Origin of the sequence: Bradyrhizobium prioriisuperbiae, assembly GCF_032397745.1 — a bacterium.
Taxonomy (GTDB): Bacteria; Pseudomonadota; Alphaproteobacteria; order Rhizobiales; family Xanthobacteraceae; genus Bradyrhizobium_A; species Bradyrhizobium_A prioriisuperbiae.
In genome coordinates this window covers 8277173-8297312 of record NZ_CP135921.1, presented here as the reverse complement: position 1 = coordinate 8297312, position 20140 = coordinate 8277173, and the positions used below count along the sequence as shown (strand labels likewise).

The window sequence follows — 20140 nt, the reverse complement described above, 5'->3', positions numbered from 1 at the left end:
CGTCGGCTGTCAATGACGCGATGTCCGTCCGTGCCGGTCGGCGGACGGACGTCGCCGGTGACATGTGTCGGCCCGGGCTTCGGTTGCTGGACGATATTGCGATGGATCTCGATGGGCTGGATGGATGCTTTGCTGCGCTCTCGAAAGTCCGGACAATGCGGGTGAAGAAAATGTAAGGTTGCCCGCAATCGCCCGTTCATCGGACATTCACTCCAAAAAAGGTCATGTAGGACGCGGCGATATTGCCGATCGAATGTTGCGGAGACGATCTTGCGCCTTCTTGTCGTTGAAGATGATCCCGATCTCAATCGTCAGCTCACCACCGCGCTGACCGATGCAGGCTATGTGGTCGATCGCGCGTTCGATGGCGAAGAAGGCCACTTCCTCGGAGACACCGAGCCCTATGATGCCGTCGTGCTCGACATTGGTCTGCCGAAGATGGATGGCATCTCGGTGCTGGAGGCGTGGCGGCGCAATGGGCGCGCGATGCCGGTGCTGATCCTGACCGCGCGGGATCGCTGGAGCGACAAGGTGCAGGGCTTCGACGCCGGCGCCGACGACTACGTTCCGAAGCCTTTCCATCTCGAAGAGGTTCTGGCGCGCATCCGTGCGCTGCTGCGCCGCTCGACCGGGCATGCGCAAAGCGAATTGACCTGTGGGCCGGTGCGGCTCGATACCCGGACCGGCCGCGTCAGCGTCGACGGTAATCCGATCAAGATGACCTCCCATGAATATCGCTTGCTGGCCTATCTGATGCATCACTCCGGCCGGGTGGTGTCGCGCACCGAACTGGTCGAGCATCTGTATGATCAGGACTTCGACCGCGACTCCAACACCATCGAGGTTTTTGTCGGACGGATCCGCAAGAAGCTCGATGTCGACATCATCCAGACCGTGCGCGGGCTCGGCTACTTGCTCACACCCCCGGTCGACGCACGCTAGTATTGCGCCCGCTTCTAAGGCGGCGCGAGGGGGCATAAAATTGCTCGTGCCCCTTTTGCTTCCGAACCTCGTGTGAGAGATTGCCGCGATGGATCACGAGCTTCGGAAGCGGGGCACCAGCTCGCTCGCCACCCGCCTGTTCCTTTCGGCAACCGCGTGGGTGGTGGTTATTCTGGTCATCACCGGCTTCGTACTGTCGTCGGTCTATCGTCAGGCGGTCGAGCGGTCCTTCGACCGCCGTCTCAATCTTTATCTTCGCACCCTGATCGCCGAAGCCGCGACGCCGGATGAACCCGGCGCCGACCATCCCTTCCAGTCGCTGGGCGAGCCGCTGTTCGAGATCCCGCTGTCCGGCTGGTACTGGCAGATCGCCCGCGTCGATTCCGACAAGGTGGACGTCCGTTCGTCCCGCTCGCTATGGGACAAGCAGCTCACGAAGCTCGACGATACCACCGGCACTCTGACGCCGGCCGGTGTTCGCATTGGCTACGTCAGCGGGCCGGAAGACCAGCGCCTGCGCATTGTCGAGCGGCAGGTGGATTTCGGCAGCGACGGCAAGTTCCTGGTGACGGTTGCCGGCGATGCCACCGAGATTGTCGATGAGACGCGGACCTTCGACTACTATCTCGGCGGCACCTTTCTCACCCTGACGCTGGTCCTGGTGTTCACCACCATCTTCCAGGTCCGGTTTGGCCTCGCGCCGCTCAAGCGCATTTCGGATTCTCTGGCGGCGATCCGCTCCGGTCGCGCCGAACGTCTCGAGGGCGAATTTCCGGTGGAGATCGCGCCGCTGGCGCGCGAGACCAATGCGCTGATCGACGCCAATCGGGAGATCGTCGAACGGGCACGAACCCACGTCGGAAATCTCGCCCACGCGATCAAGACGCCGCTGTCGGTGATCGTCAACGAGGCCAATGTGCACGGCGCCGATCCGTTCGCCTCCAAGGTGCTGGAGCAGGCCGACGTGATGCGCGATCAGGTTGCCCACCATCTCGAGCGCGCGCGCATCGCCGCCCGGGTTACCGTGGTGGGGACCATTACCGACGTCACGCCCGTCATCGAGGGCTTGCGCCGGACCATGGAAAAGATTCATCGCGACAAGGATATCGCCATCGACGTTGAGGGGAACGAGCAGGCGAAATTTCGTGGCGAGCGCCAGGACCTGGAAGAGATGGTCGGCAATCTGGTCGACAACGCCTGCAAGTGGGCGCGGTCGCGCGTGTTCATCGAGGTGATGGTGAATGTTTTGACCGCGGACCGGCCGCCGATGCTGCATATCATCGTCGACGACGATGGTCCGGGCTTGTCGCCGGCGGAGCGGACGCAGGTCGCGCGGCGTGGCCAGCGTCTCGACGAGTCGAAACCAGGGTCCGGCCTTGGCTTGTCCATCATTGTCGAGCTTGCGGCGCTGTATCAGGGAAACCTGTCGCTCGGCACGTCGCCGATCGGCGGCCTGCGCGCCGAGCTGATCCTGCCGGCCGCATGAATTTCGCCACAATACCTGTCGGACTTCCGCCCGAATCGTTTCGTTCCTGCTGGCTGCGGGTTTTGAGCCCGCTAAGCGACGTTCGCGGTACGGGGATGTGGTTGTGCCGGGAATGACGCTTCAACACGAGGGGACACATGTTGAAATCCAAAGCCGTTGTTCTGGCGGTCACGGCGTTCGCGCTGGCGGGATGCGCCGCCAATAGCGGACCGAAAGAAAATGCCGGCACCGCCGGCGGCGCATTGGCTGGCGCCCTGATCGGGTCTGCGATCGGCAAGGGGCCGGGTGAGCGGGTGGGCGCGGCTCTTGCGGGTGCGGCGATCGGCGGCCTGATCGGCAACCGGATTGGCGCCGCGATGGACGACGACGACAAGCGTTATGCCTATGAGGCACAGATGAATGCCCTGGAGACCGGACGGTCGGGCGCGCCGGTGGCTTGGCGCAATCCGGATTCCGGCCGCTATGGCAACATCGTTCCGGGCCCGGCTTACGATCAGCGCGGCACCAAGTGCCGCTCGTTCAGTCATACCATTTATATGGACGGCCAGCCGCAGATCGCGCGCGGCACCGCCTGCCGCAATCCCGACGGCACCTGGACGGCGCTGTCGTAACGTCGCGGTCCATCGTCTCCGAAAATGAACCGCCCGGTTTGCACCGGGCGGGTTTTGTTTGTGATGCTGTCAGCTCTGCGAAGCGCCGTCGCTCAAAAGCTCGTGGATCGCGCCGGCGATGTCATCGACATGGGTCTCCAGTGCGCAGTGTCCGGTGTCGAGAAATTGCATCCGCGCATTGGGATTGTCGCGGCGATAGGCTTCCGCGCCCGGTGGGATGAAGTAGGGATCGTGCTTGCCCCAGATCGCCAGCAGCGGCGGCTTGGCTGCGCGGAAGTAGGCCTGGAAGTCCGGGTAAAGCTTGATGTTGGACGCGTAGTCGAGGAACAGGTCGAGCTGAATGTCGGCGTTGCCTGGACGCTGCAGCAGCGCGGTATCGAGAAAATAGGCTTCAGGCGCGACGCTCTGCGGATTGCTGACGCCGGCGAGATAGTCGGAGCGCTGACCTTCAAGGGTGAAGGCGGCGCGCAGAGTCTCGCGGTTTTCCGCTATGGGGTTTGCCCAGTAGCGTCGAACCGGTCCCCATGCATCGCCCAGGCCCTCTTCATAGGCGTTGCCGTTCTGAGAGACGATCGCGCTGATCCGCTCGGGCTGCGCGAGTGCCAGCCGAAATCCGACCGGGGCACCGTAGTCGAACACATAAACCGCATAGCGCTTCAGTCCGAGTTGCTCTACGAACGCCTGCACGGTCTTGGCCAGTGCATCGAACGTGTAGGTGTAGTTGCGCGCGGCCGGCACCGTGGTGAATCCGAAGCCCGGCATATCGGGAGCGATGACCCGGTAGTGGCTGGCAAGCCGCGGGATCAGCTCCCGGAACATATGGGACGAACTGGCAAAGCCATGCAGCAGCAGGATGACGGGTGCGTCGGCTGGCCCGGCCTCGCGATAGAACACGCTGACTCCGTCAGCCTCGACGGTCCGCAGTGCGGCACGGGGAATAGAAGGCAGTTGAGAAGTGATCGGCATCGAGATCTCCTTTGTAACCTTTAAATGTATTTTTTAAGGTTACATTGTAACTTGTCAAATGATATTTTAAGGGTTACATTTCTGGCTATGAAAACAACCACATCCGCCGATGACGACGGCCACCGAAACTTTCATCCCTTGATCGAAGCGGATCACCCTGCGTTGGATCTGCTGAACACGATTGCCCAGATCGATGGTCAACCGCGGGATGCCCTGATGTCCGACGCGGATGTCGGAGCGTGGCTGATCCACGGGCGCTGGTGGTCGAAGCAGGTCCTGGACAATGCGCGGACGGTGGGCTTGCTGGACGCGGGCCGGTCGTTGCGCGAGACGGTCCGTGACCTGGTGGCCCGCCGGAAGAACGGGGAAGCCATTGATCCGTCGCCGCTCAACCGACTGATGGCGCAGGCTGCGAGCCATCCTGAGCTGGTCGTGGACGGCGCCGGGATGCGCCTTGAGCGCCGGCGCGGGCAGGATACCCCTGCGCAGTTGCTCGCACCGGTGGCCGAAGCGGCCGCGGATCTGCTGGCCAATGGGAACTTCGACCTCGTCCGCAAGTGCGAGGATGCCTCCTGCACATTGTGGTTCTACGACCGCACCAAGTCACACCGGCGACGCTGGTGCAGCATGGCGGTGTGTGGCAACCGCCACAAGGTCGCGGCCTTCCGCAAGCGGCGGCAGGGCTGAGGCGTTACAGGTCTTCCGTCGCGCCCAAACCGTTGTTCCTCAACGCGTTCTTAACACCGGGGCTGGTATGAAACCCGGGCGGGCCCGCTTGGGCCATCGCATGTGAACAGGCATTCGACCGGATCATCGGCTTATGGGACTAACGACATCGGCGATTGAGCGGCTCAGGGGCTATCTCGCGCAGCTTCCGCCCAAATCCCAGGCGCTGCTGATGCGGGAGTTCGAGCGCGCCATCGAGCGCGGCACCGATGTTGCCGTTGCTTCGCTGGTGCTGGAGCAACTGCGTCTGATCGTGCGCGCTTCTGATGACAATGAGCGTCCCCGAAGCGGCGATGAGCCGTCCCGGCTGGTGTTTCGTCCCCTTGAAGCCTTTCTGGTGGACACCAATGCCGCCGTGCGACCAGGCCAGATCCGGCGTGGCTCGCTCGCTTCAGTTTGGAACTGGCTGGCGCGCGAAGCGATCGTGAGCGACGTCGCGGAATTCGAATCGACGATCAGGAGCCAGCCGGCGCCCGCATCGGGGCCGGCGGTCGAGCAGGCCGTTCGCAAGATCCAGGCTGCCACGGTGGCGGCAATCGACAAGATGACGTCTCCTGCGGGAGGTGGTGCCGATCAGCGCAGCGCGAGCCGAATCGGCGGCCCGAGCGTGATGGAGGATCTGCACTCGATCGCGGCGGTGCTCAAAAGCCGGGACGCGCTGGAGATATTCGGCGCCCGTATCCAGAGCAACCTTCGCAACCTGGCGGACTCTCACCTCGCTTCGGTGCAGACCGCGATGAATGTCCCCTCGCTGCAGACGCCGCAGGTGCTGCCTTTCACGCTGTCGCTGCTGATGAAGCGACTGGCACTGCCCTGGCAGGTGATCCGGCTTGCGATTGCGGTTGCGGGCTCCGATGACGAGATCCGTGTTGCGGCCACGACCTATAGCATCGCGGTGACCATGGTGCTCCACGATCTGTCGCGCATGGTCGCCGATCTGCGGCTGGATATGAAGCAGGGCCGCCTGGACAGCCTGTCGCATCATCTCAAGACCATTCACGACGGCGTGCGCGGTCTGCGGGCCGAACTCGACATCCGCACCGAATCGGCCTGGGGCAAAGGCCTTTCGGCGATCCGGGTGGACATTTCCAGCATGCTCAAGTCGGAAATCGAGAGCGTGCCCGGCCGTGTCAGGCGGTTGCTGCGTCAGCGGCCCGACAAGGACATCCATGCCGGCTCCAAGCTCGATCCGTCCGAAATCGAGGAGACCGTCGCGCTGATCGATTTCGTCGCGGTTTGTCGCACTTACGCCAGTGAACTCGCCATCAACGAAATGACGCTGCGGACGTTCTCCGATCTGCAGCACTACATCGAAGCAGCGACCGAGGCGCTGGTGGATTCCCTGCGAGCGAGCGACGCAAAAACGCGCCCGTTCCGGCAGATGCAGATGGACGCTGCGGTGCGCTTCTGCGATGTGCTGTTCGGCCACGACTACGCGTCCTTGATGCGAAAAGCCGCCGATGTGGCGATTGCCGGCGAGCGCAAGAGTTCCCGCGCGGGTTGAGCCGATTTCTTGATTTTTCAGGGCTTTATCTACCGGAAAAGTCAATTGCGCCGCGGTTCCAGTCATGTTGTAACCCGGGCCTCGAAGCTCGGTGATGCGCGCCGCGGAACTTGACTGATGTCGCTCTGGTTTGTTCTCGCCTTGATGACGGTGGCGGCGGTTTTCGCCGTGCTGTGGCCGCTGGGACGTCGAAACGAGTCCGATCGCGGCGGCAGCGAGACTGTGGTCTACAAGGATCAACTGGCTGAGATCGACCGCGACAAGAGCGCCGGGCTGATTGGTGCATCGGAGGCTGCGGCCGCGCGGGTCGAAATCGGACGGCGGCTGATTGCGGCATCCGATTCTGAGGGTGCGGCCCTCGCCGCGCCGCGCCTGGCTTTCCGCCGCGCCGTGTCGATCGTGGCCCTGATCGGGTTGCCGCTCATCGCTGTTACGTTCTATCTCTCGCTGGGATCGCCGCAGTTGCCGGATTTTCCGCTTGCGGAGCGCGCCCGGCAGCCGGCGGCAACGGCGTCGCTGGACAATCTCGTGGCGCAGGTCGAAGCGCACCTGGAGAAGAATCCCACCGATGGCCGCGGTTGGCAGGTGCTGGCGCCGGTCCTGATCAAACTCGGCCGTTTCGACGATGCAGTGCAGGCGTTCCGGCGCTCCATCACCTACAGCGGCGAGACTGCCGCAAGCCGGGCCGATCTCGGCGAAGCCATCGCGGCGGCGGCCAATGGTGTGGTCACCGCCGAAGCCAAGGTGGAATTCGAGCGCGCAGTTGCGTTGAGCGCTGACGAGGTGAAGGCACGTTATTTTCTTGGTCTTGCCGCCGAGCAGGACGGCCGTGCCACCGACGCTGCTGCAATATGGCAGGCCATGCTCGCGAGCGCGCCGGCCGATGCGCCATGGCGTCCGCTGGTTCAATCGGCGCTGACGCGTGTTGCGGGCGCAGGTAACGCGACAAGTCCAGCGGCAAATCCCGGCGTGCGTTCGGGGGCGGTCGCGCCGGCGCTGTCGGACCAGGACATCGCGTCGGTCAAAGGCATGGCGGAGAACGACCGCAATGCAATGATCCGCGGCATGGTCGATCGGCTGGCAACGCGCCTGCAGCAGAACGGCAATGACGTCGAGGGGTGGCTGCGTCTGGTGCGCGCCTATATGGTGTTGGGCGAGGCCGACAAGGCGCGCGCGGCACTGGTCGATGCGCGGGCGGCTGTTGCGAGCGATGCGGATCGGCTGAAACAACTGAACGACGGACTGAAAGGCCTTGGACTTGATGGCTAACCAGACACGTCTCCGCGGAAACCGCTCATGACCCGCAAGCAGCGACGATTGACCTTGATCGGAGGCGCGGTCGCCGTGCTCGCGATCGCCGCGGCACTGGTGCTCAATGCGCTGCGCGACTCCATCGTGTTCTTCTCGACACCGTCGATGGCCGCGGAAAAACACATTCCGGCGGGCAAGCGGTTTCGTCTCGGCGGCATGGTGCGACAGGGATCGGTGGTTCGCGGCGATCATCTCGCCGCCACCTTTGACGTGACTGATGGCGCTGCGACGCTGCCCGTCGCCTATCAGGGCATCCTGCCGGACTTGTTCCGCGAGGGGCAGGGGGTGGTTGCGGAAGGCGCGATCGATGCGAGCGGCGTGTTCCGGGCCGACACCGTGCTGGCCAAGCATGACGAGACCTACATGCCCAAGGACGTCGCCGAGGCGCTGAAGAAGCAGGGCCACTGGAAGGACGACTACGGCCCGAAACCGGTCGGCAGCAAATCCGCCGACACGCAGGGAGCGGCGAAATGATTGCTGAAGCCGGCCACTATGCCCTGGTGCTCGCACTCGGGCTCGCGCTGATCCAGGCCCTGGTGCCGATCCTCGGAGCGCGGCTGCGCGATCCGGCGCTGATGGATGTCGCCCGCTCGACCGCGCTTGCGCAAATGGTGTTTACCCTGGGGGCGTTCGGCGCCCTGGTCGCGCTGCACGTGACGTCAGACTTTTCGGTGGTCAACGTGTACGAGAATTCCCACTCGTTGAAGCCGCTGATCTACAAAATCAGTGGTGTGTGGGGCAACCACGAAGGCTCGATGCTGCTATGGGTGCTGATCCTCGCGCTGTTCGGCGGCATGGTCGCGGCGTTCGGCAACAACCTTCCGCTGTCGCTGCGCGCGCATGTGCTGGCAGTGCAGGCCTGGATCGCGTCCGCGTTTTATCTTTTCATCCTGATCACGTCGAATCCCTTCGCTCGGATTGCCAATCCGCCGATCGAAGGCCGCGATCTCAACCCTCTGCTGCAGGACATCGGCCTCGCGGTGCATCCGCCGATGCTCTATCTGGGTTATGTCGGCTTCTCGATTTCGTTCTCCTTCGCGGTCGCGGCCTTGATCGAAGGCCGCATCGACGCCGCGTGGGCGCGCTGGGTGCGGCCCTGGACGCTGGTGGCGTGGATCTTCCTGACCCTCGGCATTGCGATGGGCTCCTATTGGGCCTATTACGAACTCGGCTGGGGCGGCTGGTGGTTTTGGGATCCGGTCGAGAACGCGTCACTGATGCCCTGGCTGGCCGGCACCGCGCTGCTGCATTCCGCGCTGGTGATGGAAAAACGTGACGCGCTCAAGATCTGGACCATCCTGCTGGCGATCCTGACCTTCTCGCTGTCTCTGCTCGGGACGTTCCTGGTGCGCTCCGGGGTTTTGACCTCGGTCCACGCCTTCGCCACCGATCCGGCGCGCGGCGTCTTTATCCTGCTGATCCTGTGTTTCTTCATCGGCGGCAGCCTGACACTGTATGCGTGGCGGGCATCCACACTGAAGCAGGGTGGGCTGTTCGCGCCGATCTCGCGTGAAGGCGCGCTGGTGCTCAACAATCTGTTCCTGACCACCGCCTGCGCGACCGTGTTCATCGGCACGCTCTATCCGCTGGTTCTCGAGACCATCAATGGCGACAAGATTTCGGTCGGCGCGCCGTTCTTCAACCTGACCTTCGCACCGCTGTTCCTGCCGCTGTTGTTCGCCGTCCCGTTCGGGCCGTTGCTGGCGTGGAAGCGCGGCGATCTGCTGGGCGCCGCGCAGCGCCTGATCGTCGCCGGCGTTGCCGGTCTTGTTGCGGTGGCGGTGGTGCTGGCCTGGACCCGTGGCGGCGCGGTGTTTGCGCCGCTTGCGATCGGGCTCGGAGTGTTCGTCATTCTCGGCGCATTGAGTGACCTGGCGGAGCGTACTGCTCTGTTCGGCGGCTCGATGTCGATCTCGCTGCGCCGGGCGCGTGGATTGCCGCGGTCCGCCTGGGGCACGGTTGTGGCGCATGCCGGTCTCGGGGTCACCTTGATCGGGGTCGTCTGCGAGACCACGTGGAGCAGCGAACGCATCGTTGCGATGAAGCCCGGCGATGTCGCTGTCATCAGCGGCTACAACGCGACACTCAATGAGGTCGGTCAGCAGCAGGGACCGAACTTCCGCGAGATGATCGGACGTTTCACGGTGACGCTCGACGGCAAGACCATTGGCGTGATGACGCCGTCGAAACGCAACTTCACCACCCGCGGATCATCCACCACCGAAGCCGCGTTGCTGACGCGCGGCGCCAGCCAGCTCTATATCTCGCTCGGCGACGCCAATGCCGACGGCTCGATTGCAGTACGCATCTATCACAAGCCGCTGGTGCTCTTCATCTGGCTTGGCGCGGTGATCATGGCGTGCGGCGGTTTGTTGTCACTGTCGGACCGTCGGCTGCGGGTCGGTGCGCCGAAGCCGGCCAAGGCCGTGCGCGTCCTGCAACCGGCGGAGTGAGACTTTGCGCACGGTGACAATGCGCCTTGTTGGATCCGTCGTCGCAGCCTGGCTGATGGCGTGTCCGGTGGCACATGCGGTCCAGCCGGACGAGATCATGGCCGACCCGGCGCAGGAAGCACGCGCGCGCGAACTGTCGCGCGAACTGCGTTGCATGGTGTGCCAGAACCAGTCGATCGACGATTCCGAAGCCTCGCTTGCGCGCGACCTCAGGTTATTGGTGCGCGAGCGGATTTCCGCCGGCGACAGCAATGCGCAGGTGATCGATTTTCTGGTGGCGCGTTACGGGGAATTCGTGCTGCTGAAACCGCGGTTCAGGAGCGAGACCCTTCTGCTCTGGCTGCTGCCGCCGCTGGCGCTGGTCGGTGGCGGTATCGTGCTGTGGACGCATGGGCGGCGAAAAACCAAAGCTGCGCCGGGTGCGGATCCTGAAACCAGTTCTAAACTGACGGCCGAAGAAGAGGCCCAGTTGGAACAGCTGATGGCCGCTGAAAAACCGCGGGAAACTCCGGTCTAATCTGACAGTTTGTCGCACCCGTTGTTTATTACAAAAGATTAATTCCGCCGACACGGCGCGGTAAGGGCGAACTCCCCATCTTCAGGCCATCCAAGGTGCACTTCCGCACCCCCAGCCGAGGCTCTGGAGATATTAATGACCGATCGCCCCACCGATTTTTCATCGCTGCCGTCTTACACGCCGCCGCGCCGCTCGCTGTTCTCTGCGCGCAAGCTTGCACTGATGGCTTCGGTTGTGACCGGGCTCGGTGTTGCCGCTTATGGTTTCGGACCGGCGTTGCGTGATGTCGATGTCCTGACCACGACCGCGCATGCGCAGGTCAACAATACCATCCGCAACGCTCAGCAGCCGATCGGTTTTGCCGATATCGTCGAGCACGTGAAACCCTCGGTGATCTCGGTCAGCGTCAAGATCAACGAAAAGGTGGCCTCGAACGACAACAGCGAGGACTCGCCGTTCCCGCCGGGCTCGCCGATGGAGCGTTTCTTCCGTCGTTTCGGCGGTCCCGATGGTTTCCCCGGCGGACGTGGTCCGCGGGGCGGCCGCGGCATGGTGACCGGGCAGGGCTCGGGCTTCTTTATCTCGGCTGACGGTTTTGCGGTGACCAACAACCACGTCGTCGACAGCGCCGACAAGGTCGAGGTTACGACCGATGACGGCAAGACCTACACCGCCAAGGTGATCGGCACCGATGCACGCACCGATCTGGCCCTGATCAAGGTCGAAGGCCGCAATGATTTTCCGTTTGCCAAATTGTCCGAGGCGCAGCCGCGGATCGGCGACTGGGTGCTCGCCGTCGGTAATCCGTTCGGTCTCGGCGGCACCGTGACCGCGGGCATCGTCTCTGCGCGCGGCCGTGATATCGGCAACGGTCCTTATGACGACTTCATCCAGATCGATGCCCCGGTCAACAAGGGCAACTCGGGCGGTCCGGCCTTCAACACGGAGGGCGAGGTCGTCGGCGTCAACACCGCGATCTATTCGCCGTCGGGCGGCAGCGTCGGTATCGCTTTCTCGATCCCGGCGTCCACCGTGAAGACCGTGATCAAGCAGTTGCAGGACAAGGGCACGGTCAGCCGCGGCTGGATCGGCGTCCAGATTCAACCGGTGACGGCCGAGATCGCCGATAGCCTGGGCCTGAAGAAAGCGGAAGGTGCTCTGGTCGCCGAGCCGCAGGCCAATGGTCCGGCGGCGAAGGCCGGCGTCGAATCCGGTGACGTCATCACCGCGGTCAACGACAAGCCGGTGCGCGATGCGCGTGAACTGGCCCGCACCATCGGCGGTCTGGCTCCGGGTGCCACGGTGAAGCTCAACGTGCTGCACAAGGGCCAGGACAAGACACTTAACCTGACGCTCGGTGAGCTGCCGAACGCCAAGGAAGCCAAGGCCAATCCGGACACCGACAACGACCGGGGCAGCGCCACGCGCGGCACGGAGTTGCCCAAGCTCGGCCTCAACATTGCTCCGGCCAGCTCCGTCGCAGGGGCCGGCAAGGACGGCGTGGTCGTGACCAATGTCGACCCGCGCGGCACCGCGGCCGAGCGTGGCTTCAAGGAAGGCGATGTCATTCTCGAAGTGGCCGGCAAGACCGTGGCCACACCGAACGAGGTCCGCGATGCGCTGGCTGACGCGCGCAAGGACAACAAGAACAGTGTGCTGGTCAGGGTTCGCTCCGGTGACGGCTCGCGCTTTGTCGCACTGCCGCTGGGCCGTGGCTGATCATAGTTGACGAGTTGGAGAGTATCGCCGGCAATGTCGCCCCCGCCGACGGTCCTTTCCGGGGGGCGGGCCTAAAGCCCGTCCCCCACCTACAGAGAGCGCGGTTTCGATAGCGCGCTGAGGTTACCTTCCGGTGGACTCATGCCCCCCTCCGTCGGAAGGACTAGGCGGGCGGCGAGGTTTCCCCAGCTTCGTCGCCCGTTCTGCTGCAATGGAAACCTGTCATGGCCTTGCATGAGGATCATCCTCGCGCCATGGTGAAGAAGGCGAAGCGTTCTTGACCCCGACAGATAAACAGATGCGTCTGCTGATTATTGAAGATGACCGCGAGTCGGCGGACTATCTCGTGAAAGCTTTTCGCGAGGTAGGCCATGTTGCCGAGCTCGCTGCCGATGGCGAAGAAGGCTTGTCGCTGGCTGAAACCGGCGACTACGACGTGCTGATCGTGGATCGCATGCTGCCCAAGCGTGACGGACTGTCTGTCATCGGTACGCTGCGCGGCAAGGGCGACCGGACGCCGGCGCTGATTCTATCTGCGCTCGGCCAGGTCGATGACCGCGTGAAGGGTTTGCGCGCGGGCGGCGATGATTACTTGCCGAAGCCCTATTCGTTCTCGGAGCTGCTGGCCCGTGTCGAAGTGCTGTCGCGTCGCAACAGCGGACCGTCCGAGGAAACCAGTTACCGGGTCGGTGATCTCGAGCTCGATCGGTTGTCACACCGGGTGGTGCGTGGCCAGGATGAACTGACCCTGCAGCCGCGTGAATTTCGCCTGCTCGAGTATTTGATGAAACACGCCGGCCAAGTGGTGACGCGCACCATGTTGCTGGAGAACGTCTGGGATTATCACTTCGATCCGCAGACCAATGTCATCGACGTCCATATCTCGCGATTGCGCTCGAAGATCGACAAGGGGTTCGCCCGGCCCTTGCTCCACACCATTCGCGGCGCCGGATACATGATCCGTGACGGCCTTCGGTAAACTGATCCGGACCACTGCGTTCCGGCTGACCCTGGTCTATCTTTTCCTGTTCGCATTGTTTGCAGCCTCGCTGCTGGGCTATTTCGCCTGGAATACGCGCCGGCTGGTCACCGAGCAGATCACCACGACGGTGAATTCCGAATTCATCGAGATGGGGGACGAGTATTCGCGGGGAGGCCTGCGCGGCCTCGTCTATGCGATTGAAAACCGCGCTTTGCGGCCGGGCGCCAATCTCTATCTGATCACGACGGCTGCGGGGCAGGCGCTGGCGGGCAATGTCGGTTCGTTGGCGCCGGGCGTCATGAATCACATCGGTTGGTCGGAGGCGGTGTACCGTCGCCTGGACGAGCGGGACAAGTTCGACCACCGCGCGCTGGTCCGGGTATCCGAAATGTCGGGCGGCTTCCGCCTGTTGATCGGGCGCGATCTCGAGGAGCGGCGCCGAATTTTCGGCATTGTCGCCTCGGCCGCGCAGTGGTCGGTTCTGATTGTGGTGGTGCTGGGCCTTGCAGGCGGGGTCTTCGTCGCCCGTCGCGTGCTGCGGCGGATCGACGCGATGACCGGCACCACCCAGCGGATCATGGCGGGCGATCTCAGCGAGCGTCTTCCGGTTGGGCGCAGCGGTGACGAGATCGACCGCCTGGCGGAAAATCTCAATGCCATGCTGGAGCGCATCGAAGCGCTGATGGCCGGGCTCAAGGAAGTGTCCGACAACATCGCCCATGACCTGAAAACGCCGCTGACCCGCTTGCGCAACCGCGCCGAGGAGGCTTTGGCGAAATCGAGCAATGAAGGCGAATACCGGGCGGCGCTGGAGCGGACGATCGATGAATCCGATGGATTGATCCGGACCTTCAATGCGCTCTTGATGATCGCGCGCGCGGAATCCGGCCAGGCGCGCGACAACATGGTGGATTTCGACGTTGCCGAAGTCGCCCACGGCATCCAGGAGCTCTACGAGCCGCTGGCGGAAGACAAGGGGCTGACCCTGACCGTCGAAGCCGTGTCCGCAACCGTGCACGGGAACCGGGAGTTGATCAGTCAGGCGCTGGCGAATCTGGTCGAGAACGCCATCAAATACGGGATTCCGGCGGACAAAGGCGAGGCGGCGCGGACCGTTGCGCCGCTGAAGCCTGATATTCTGATCGAAGCTCAGCGCAGCGGCGATACCGTGCTTCTCAGTGTGACCGACCATGGACCCGGAATTCCGGAAGCGGATCGGCAGCGCGCCGTGGAACGTTTTGTGCGTCTCGAGGCCAGCCGCACCCAGCCCGGTTCGGGCCTGGGCCTGGGCTTGAGCCTGGCCGCAGCGGTGGCGACCCTGCACGGCGGCGATCTGCGGCTCAGCGATGGCCAGCCGGGATTGCGGGCCACCCTGGCGCTTCCCAGCCAGCCCGCTTCGAGACTTGCAATTCCGGAGCCGCTGGAACAAAAGATCGCATGATCTCACCCGCGAAGGGCGACGCGGACGCTTCGATCCTTGCGGCGCGTCTTGTCAGCGTGCCGTATTTGTCTGCGCCGGACGCCGCATTGCGACGTTTCGATGACTGGCTTGGCGATGTCACGCCGGAACAGGCGGCTTCGATCCGCGCCCTGTTCGAACGTTATCCGAACGCAAAGACAATCTTTGCCGGCATCGCCGAGGCGTCACCTTACCTGTTTGATCTGGTGCGGATTGACGCCGAGCGTGTGACGCGCCTGCTGGTCTGCGAGCCGGACGATCGTCTTGCGACTTTGATCGAGGGAACCGCCGCCGCGATTGCTCATGCGGACAGCGAAGCCGACGTGATGCAATTGCTGCGGCGGATGAAGTCGGAAGCAGCTCTGCTGACGGCGCTTTGTGACATCGGCGGCGTCTGGCCGGTGATGCGCGTCACCCAGGCGCTGACCGATATCGCCGTCATGTCCGTGCAAAGCGCCTTGCGCTTTCTGCTGGCACAGGAGGCCGGCCGCGATCGCCTGCTGCCGCCGAACTCCGATCGCGCGGAGGAGGGCAGTGGTCTGGTCGTGCTGGCCATGGGCAAGATGGGGGCGGGCGAACTCAATTACTCCAGCGATATCGACCTGATCGTGTTTTTCAATCTCGATGCGCCGACCCTGGCGCGCGACATCGAGCCGCAGCCGTTCTTCGTTCGCGTGGCCCAGGGAATGTCCCGCATGCTGCAGCAGCGCACCGCCGACGGCTATGTGTTCCGGGTCGATCTGCGGCTGCGGCCCGATCCGGCCTCCACACCGGTGGCGATTTCCACCGCGATGGCCCTGAATTACTACGAACGGGAAGGGCGGACGTGGGAGCGCGCCGCCATGATCAAGGCGCGGCCCTGTGCCGGGGATCTTGAAGCGGGAGAAGCGTTGATCGCCGAAATCGCTCCCTTCGTCTGGCGCAAACATCTCGATTTTGCCGCCTTGACCGATGTGCACGACATGAAGCGGCAGATGCAGGCGTTCAAGGGACACGCCGAGATCGCCGTTGAGGGGCACAACGTCAAGATCGGGCGGGGCGGTATCCGCGAAATCGAATTTTTTGCCCAGACCCAGCAATTGATCGCCGGCGGCCGGCATCCGGAATTGCGGGTCCGGCCGACCCTCGAAGCCCTCAATATTCTGGCAGAGCGGAACTGGATTACATTCGAGGCGCGGGACGAATTGACCGTGGCCTATGAGTTCTTGCGGCGCGTCGAGCATCGGCTGCAGATGATCGCCGATGAGCAGACCCATTCGCTGCCGGAGGATGTCGAGGCGATCGAACGCTTTGCGCGGTTCTTCGGTTATGAAAATCGCGACCGATTTTCCGAGGACTTGCTGGCGCATCTCAACTGCGTGCAGGGGCATTACAGCAAGCTGTTCGAGGGCGACCCGACCGGCACCGCCAAGCTGCCGTCGGTCGACTATGGCACAGGCCCTGATGACACGCGTCTGCTCGAGCACCTTGTCGGGCTGGGCTTCAAGAAGCCGCGCATGGTTGCCGAAAGCATCCAGAACTGGCTGCGGGGTGACTATCGTGCGTTCAGGGTGGAAGCCACGCACCGTGCCTTCGCGGAGTTCGTTCCTGCGTTGATCGCGGGACTCGCCAAGGCCGAAGATCCGGACGCGGCGGTTACCGCCTTCGACCGTTTCCTGCAGGCGTTGCAGCGCGGTGGCCGGCTGATCGCGCTGCTCAGCCAGAACAGCGACCTCGTCAAATTGGTTGCGCTGATTCTCGGCGCGGCGCCGCGTCTCGGCGACATGCTGGCGCGACAGCCGCAGATCATGGATGGCCTGATCGACCCGCGCTTTTTCGGCGCGATGCCCGACCAGCGCGAGATTTCAGAGCGGCTTGTCGCGACGCTCGGCGATGCCGCGTCCTACGAGGAGTTTCTCGACCGTCTGCGGCTGTTCGGGCAGGAAAGCCTGTTTCTGATCGGTGCGCGGATCTTGTCGGGAACGGTGTCGGCGCAGCATGCCAGCGTCGCGTTCGCCGACGTGGCGGAGGGGATCGTCCGGACCGTGCATGACCTGGTGTCCGCCCTGTTCGCCAACCAGTATGGCCGCATCAGGGGGCAGGAAACCGCCATTCTCGCCATGGGCAAACTCGGCAGCCGCGAGATGACGGCGTCGTCCGATCTCGATCTGATCCTGATTTACGATTTCGACGACGATCATCCGGATTCCGACGGAAGCCGTTCACTGCATGGTGCGCAGTATTTCGCCCGTCTGACGCAGCGCTTGATCAGCGCGTTCACGACACGGACCAATTACGGCGTGCTGTATGACGTCGACATGCGGTTGCGGCCGTCCGGACGCGCCGGACCGGTGGCGTCGCGTTTGGGGGCCTTCGCCGACTATCAGGAGAGCGAAGCCTGGACCTGGGAGCACATGGCGCTGACCCGCGCGCGCGTGATCTCCTCGTCTCCGGCGCTGAAGGCACGGATCGAAAAGACCATCAGCGACGTGCTGACCCGGCCGCGCGAACGCGACATCATCGCCAACGACGTGCTGGAAATGCGCGGCGCCATCGGCGAAGAAAAGGGCGAGAGCGATATCTGGGATTTGAAATACGCGTCCGGCGGCCTGGTCGATATCGAATTTATCGCGCAATACCTGCAGCTCGTCCACGCTGCGACGAAACCCGAAATCCTGAGTGTCAGCACCTTGCAGGTGCTGGAAAATGCGGCACGGCTTGGTCTGCTGTCGTCGGCGGCCGCCGATATCCTGCGCTCGGCCGTGCGGCTCTATCAGGATTTGACCCAGATCCTGCGGCTGTGCGTCAGCGCGAAATTCCAGCCTGCCACGGCCGGTGAGGATCTGCTGCGGATCCTGGCGCGCGCGGGCGATGCGCCGAATTTCTCCGTGCTCGAGGCGCGCGTACGCGAAATCCAGGTCGATGTCCGGCAGATTTTTCTGGAACTGCTGGGCAGCGAGGTCTAGGCAGCCACGGAAACGATCGCGGGGGCTTCAGTGCAATTGCGTGGGATCGTGACATACACCACGGTTCCGCGGCCGATCTTCGAGCGCAGCCGCATCGATCCGCCGTGAAGGCGCGTCAGCGACTTGGCGATCGCGAGACCCAGGCCTGATCCGTGATAGGATTTCGTGAGCTGGCTCTCGACCTGCTCGAATGGGCGTCCGAGCCGCAGCAGGGATTGCCGGGTGATGCCGATGCCGGTGTCGGCGATCATCAACACGACGGAGTCGCTCAGTGCCCGGCTGCGAACCGTGATTGTTCCGCCATCCGGCGTGAACTTGACTGCGTTCGAGAGCAGGTTGATCGCGATCTGCTTCATGGCGCGCCGGTCGGCCGTGACGGTGACGTCGCTGGCGAGCTGCGCCTGAAGCGACAGTCCCTTGTTCTCGGCGCGTCCGGACACCACCCGCAGCGACTCCGATAGTGTCTGTTCGAAATCGATCGGCTCCAGGTCGAGCTTCATGCGGCCGGCTTCGATCTTAGACATGTCGAGAATGTCGTTGATCACTTCGAGCAGGTAACGGCCGCTCATCAGGATGTCCTGGCAGTACTCCTGATATTTGTCCGATCCCAGGGTGCCGAACATGCCGCTGCCCATGATCTCGGAGAAGCCGATGATGGCATTGAGCGGGGTTCGCAGTTCGTGGCTCATATTGGCGAGGAACTTGGACTTGGTTTGGTTGGCTTCCTCGGCGCGATACTTTTCCTCGGCATATTTCTGGGCGAGATCGGCCAGCTCCTGGGCCTGCCGCTCCAGCGTCGATTGGGTGCGTTTGAGATCTTCGACGGTGGCGCGCAGACGCAGATCGTTCTCGACCAGCTTCTGTTCATGATGCTTGATCTGCGAGATATCGGTGCCGACGGAGACATAGCCGCCGTCCTTGGTGCGCCGCTCGCTGATGTTGAGCCAGCTGCCGTCGTCGAGCTGGGCTTCGAAGGTCCGCGCACCCGGGGCCAGTGCGCTGGTTTCGCGGCGCCGGGTCCGGACCTCCGGCATCCGCCCGACCTCGCTGACGGTCTCGAATGAGGTGCCGGGAATGATCGCGGAGTCAGGAAGCTTGTGCAGGCGCTGGAAGTAGGAGTTGCAGAGCACCAGGCGGTTGTCGGCGTCCCACAGCACAAAGGCTTCCGGGATGGTTTCGATGGCGTCGCGCAGCCGCAGGTCGGCTTCGATGGTTTTTTCCGCGAGGCTCTTCTGTTCGGTAATGTCGACCGCGATCCCGATCAGGTGGATTTCGCCTTCGCCGCCAGTGGCCAGTTCGCAGCGCACCCGCAGCCAGATCCAGTGGCCGCTGACATGGCGCATCCGGAACGCATGATCGATGGAGGTGATCTGTCCCGACACCAGCTGATTGGCGATTTCGAACAAGTCGATGTCATCGGAATTGACCAGCGCATTGACCTCGCCGAAGGTCAGGAGGTCGTTGCGGCTTTCCAGGCCCAGCAAGGTGAACATCGATTGCGACCAGAAGATCTTGCCGCGCGACAGATCCCAGTCCCACAGTCCGCAACGGCCGCGATTGAGCGCGGTGTCGATCCGGCCGCGCACCGCGTCATTGATGATGTCGCCTTCACGGGCGCGGGTGGATTGCCAGTGGAAGGCAAAGCCCAGGATCAGGACGACAAAACCGGTCGTCGCCGACAGCGTGACCGACAGCGCGGCATCCGACCGCCACAGCGAGTCGTTTTGCTCCTGGACGACGACAACCTGGCCCGACATCGATTTGATGGCGCGCTGGGTAGCGAGGGCCTTGGTGCCGCTGGACAGTGTGAGCTCGATGATCGGCGCCTGGCTTCCGGAATCTGCCGGGGCTTGCAGGGCGCTGATGGTTTCGAGAATGCTGCCGATCTCGTCGGTAGCGACATCGATCGGGACGTGGGCGAGCAGGCGCCGCTCGGCATTCGCGATAATGACATGCCGTCCGCCGGCCACGCCCCAGGCCGGGATCAGGCCGGGCAGCAGGCTCTGCAAACGTTCCGACGATGGCGCGCGGTCGAGCGAGGCGCGATCCGATCGCGTCACGGCCGTGTGGTCGAGGCGTTCGGCGAGCAGATCGGCCAAAGCGGCGAGGTCGCGCTTCATGGACGCGCGCTTCTGCCGGGTCTGATCGACGACCTGGACGAAGGCGCCGATGCAGATGGTTAACAGGAAGGCGATGATCAAAGTGGGGACTGCGCGCCGCAGTGCGGGCTCGGCAATCAGCAGGCGGTGATAGGCCGGTTTCGCGATCGACTGCGCCAATCCTTTGATCGAATCGGATTGGACGCACGCGCTCGTCGCGTGTGCGCGCACCATGCCTTAACTCCCCCGGAATGCCAGCCGCCCCTTGACCGAAGGATGTGCAGCATCACTCCGAATCGAAGTCATTATGAATCCAGTTTGCCGACCCTGTCGAGAGTCAACGATTCGTTAATGCAAAAAATTTCTTGTCCCAAGGAGAATCGGTATTTGAAAACGGTCTGGAATGAGTCCGAAACAGGA

15 protein-coding genes are annotated in these 20140 nt (G+C 63.3%); 13 read left to right on the top strand and 2 right to left on the bottom strand.

All coding sequences use genetic code 11. The features are described from left to right. Positions 1-270 precede the first annotated feature (270 nt). The 3 genes from RS897_RS38355 (at position 271) to RS897_RS38345 (ending at position 3039) form a co-directional block, all read left to right on the top strand. A complete protein-coding gene (locus RS897_RS38355; RefSeq protein WP_315833855.1) occupies positions 271-942 on the top strand; it encodes a response regulator transcription factor in 672 nt (223 codons plus the stop codon). A gap of 88 nt (positions 943-1030) precedes the next feature. Further along, positions 1031-2428: an ATP-binding protein gene (locus RS897_RS38350; protein ID WP_315833854.1), complete on the top strand. Its 1398-nt coding sequence runs from the start codon at positions 1031-1033 to the stop codon at positions 2426-2428. 137 nt (positions 2429-2565) lie between these two features. Further along, positions 2566-3039 carry an RT0821/Lpp0805 family surface protein gene (locus RS897_RS38345; protein WP_315833853.1) on the top strand — a complete coding sequence of 158 codons (474 nt, stop codon included), beginning with the start codon at positions 2566-2568 and terminating at the stop codon, positions 3037-3039. Between the two features lie 69 nt (positions 3040-3108). Here RS897_RS38345 and RS897_RS38340 read toward each other — a convergent pair whose 3' ends face one another. Then, a complete protein-coding gene (locus tag RS897_RS38340; RefSeq protein ID WP_315833852.1) occupies positions 3109-4005 on the bottom strand; it encodes an alpha/beta fold hydrolase in 897 nt (298 codons plus the stop codon). Between the two features lie 87 nt (positions 4006-4092). Between RS897_RS38340 and RS897_RS38335 the strand changes: the two genes are divergently transcribed. The 10 genes from RS897_RS38335 to RS897_RS38290 all read left to right on the top strand — a co-directional run bounded on the left by RS897_RS38335 (position 4093) and on the right by RS897_RS38290 (position 17621). Continuing rightward, positions 4093-4692 (top strand): CGNR zinc finger domain-containing protein, encoded by a 600-nt coding sequence (locus tag RS897_RS38335; protein WP_315833851.1) that lies wholly within the window; start codon positions 4093-4095, stop codon positions 4690-4692. Positions 4693-4825: 133 nt separating this feature from the next. After that, complete coding sequence (locus tag RS897_RS38330) at positions 4826-6235, top strand: hypothetical protein (RefSeq protein ID WP_315833850.1); 1410 nt, start codon at positions 4826-4828, stop codon at positions 6233-6235. A 117-nt stretch (positions 6236-6352) separates the two neighbouring features. Beyond that, positions 6353-7504: a c-type cytochrome biogenesis protein CcmI gene (ccmI, locus tag RS897_RS38325; RefSeq protein WP_315833849.1), complete on the top strand. Its 1152-nt coding sequence runs from the start codon at positions 6353-6355 to the stop codon at positions 7502-7504. A 27-nt stretch (positions 7505-7531) separates the two neighbouring features. Continuing rightward, positions 7532-8020 carry a cytochrome c maturation protein CcmE gene (gene ccmE, locus RS897_RS38320; RefSeq protein WP_315833848.1) on the top strand — a complete coding sequence of 163 codons (489 nt, stop codon included), beginning with the start codon at positions 7532-7534 and terminating at the stop codon, positions 8018-8020. Continuing rightward, entirely contained in the window at positions 8017-9999 is a 1983-nt protein-coding gene (locus tag RS897_RS38315) for a heme lyase CcmF/NrfE family subunit (protein ID WP_315833847.1), read from the top strand. Before ccmE ends, RS897_RS38315 begins: the two co-directional genes overlap by 4 nt. Before the next feature lie 19 nt (positions 10000-10018). Continuing rightward, positions 10019-10516, top strand: a complete 498-nt coding sequence (locus RS897_RS38310) for a cytochrome c-type biogenesis protein (protein WP_315833846.1) — start codon at positions 10019-10021, stop codon at positions 10514-10516. A 135-nt stretch (positions 10517-10651) separates the two neighbouring features. Then, the gene (locus tag RS897_RS38305; protein WP_315833845.1) at positions 10652-12235 is read left to right on the top strand and encodes a Do family serine endopeptidase; all 1584 of its coding nucleotides are present in this window, start codon (positions 10652-10654) and stop codon (positions 12233-12235) included. 298 nt (positions 12236-12533) lie between these two features. Further along, positions 12534-13214 (top strand): winged helix-turn-helix domain-containing protein, encoded by a 681-nt coding sequence (locus RS897_RS38300; protein WP_315833844.1) that lies wholly within the window; start codon positions 12534-12536, stop codon positions 13212-13214. Further along, positions 13198-14658 carry an ATP-binding protein gene (locus RS897_RS38295; protein ID WP_315833843.1) on the top strand — a complete coding sequence of 487 codons (1461 nt, stop codon included), beginning with the start codon at positions 13198-13200 and terminating at the stop codon, positions 14656-14658. Before RS897_RS38300 ends, RS897_RS38295 begins: the two co-directional genes overlap by 17 nt. Further along, on the top strand, positions 14655-17621 hold the full coding sequence (locus RS897_RS38290) for a bifunctional [glutamine synthetase] adenylyltransferase/[glutamine synthetase]-adenylyl-L-tyrosine phosphorylase (protein ID WP_315833842.1): 2967 nt from the start codon (positions 14655-14657) through the stop codon (positions 17619-17621). The genes RS897_RS38295 and RS897_RS38290 overlap by 4 nt, the downstream gene beginning before the upstream one ends. Here the strand turns inward: RS897_RS38290 and RS897_RS38285 are convergent. Next, the gene (locus RS897_RS38285; protein WP_315833841.1) at positions 17618-19954 is read right to left on the bottom strand and encodes a PAS domain-containing sensor histidine kinase; all 2337 of its coding nucleotides are present in this window, start codon (positions 19952-19954) and stop codon (positions 17618-17620) included. The genes RS897_RS38290 and RS897_RS38285 overlap by 4 nt on opposite strands. Positions 19955-20140 lie beyond the last annotated feature (186 nt).

Coding starts and splice junctions, on each gene's coding strand:
- ccmI (WP_315833849.1), top strand. CDS start 6,353: ATGTCGCTCTGGTTTGTTCTCGCCTTGATGACGGTGGCGGCGGTTTTC.
- RS897_RS38350 (WP_315833854.1), top strand. CDS start 1,031: ATGGATCACGAGCTTCGGAAGCGGGGCACCAGCTCGCTCGCCACCCGC.
- RS897_RS38310 (WP_315833846.1), top strand. CDS start 10,019: ATGCGCCTTGTTGGATCCGTCGTCGCAGCCTGGCTGATGGCGTGTCCG.
- RS897_RS38340 (WP_315833852.1), bottom strand. CDS start 4,005: ATGCCGATCACTTCTCAACTGCCTTCTATTCCCCGTGCCGCACTGCGG.
- RS897_RS38285 (WP_315833841.1), bottom strand. CDS start 19,954: ATGGTGCGCGCACACGCGACGAGCGCGTGCGTCCAATCCGATTCGATC.
- RS897_RS38315 (WP_315833847.1), top strand. CDS start 8,017: ATGATTGCTGAAGCCGGCCACTATGCCCTGGTGCTCGCACTCGGGCTC.
- RS897_RS38335 (WP_315833851.1), top strand. CDS start 4,093: ATGAAAACAACCACATCCGCCGATGACGACGGCCACCGAAACTTTCAT.
- ccmE (WP_315833848.1), top strand. CDS start 7,532: ATGACCCGCAAGCAGCGACGATTGACCTTGATCGGAGGCGCGGTCGCC.
- RS897_RS38290 (WP_315833842.1), top strand. CDS start 14,655: ATGATCTCACCCGCGAAGGGCGACGCGGACGCTTCGATCCTTGCGGCG.
- RS897_RS38305 (WP_315833845.1), top strand. CDS start 10,652: ATGACCGATCGCCCCACCGATTTTTCATCGCTGCCGTCTTACACGCCG.
- RS897_RS38330 (WP_315833850.1), top strand. CDS start 4,826: ATGGGACTAACGACATCGGCGATTGAGCGGCTCAGGGGCTATCTCGCG.
- RS897_RS38300 (WP_315833844.1), top strand. CDS start 12,534: ATGCGTCTGCTGATTATTGAAGATGACCGCGAGTCGGCGGACTATCTC.
- RS897_RS38345 (WP_315833853.1), top strand. CDS start 2,566: ATGTTGAAATCCAAAGCCGTTGTTCTGGCGGTCACGGCGTTCGCGCTG.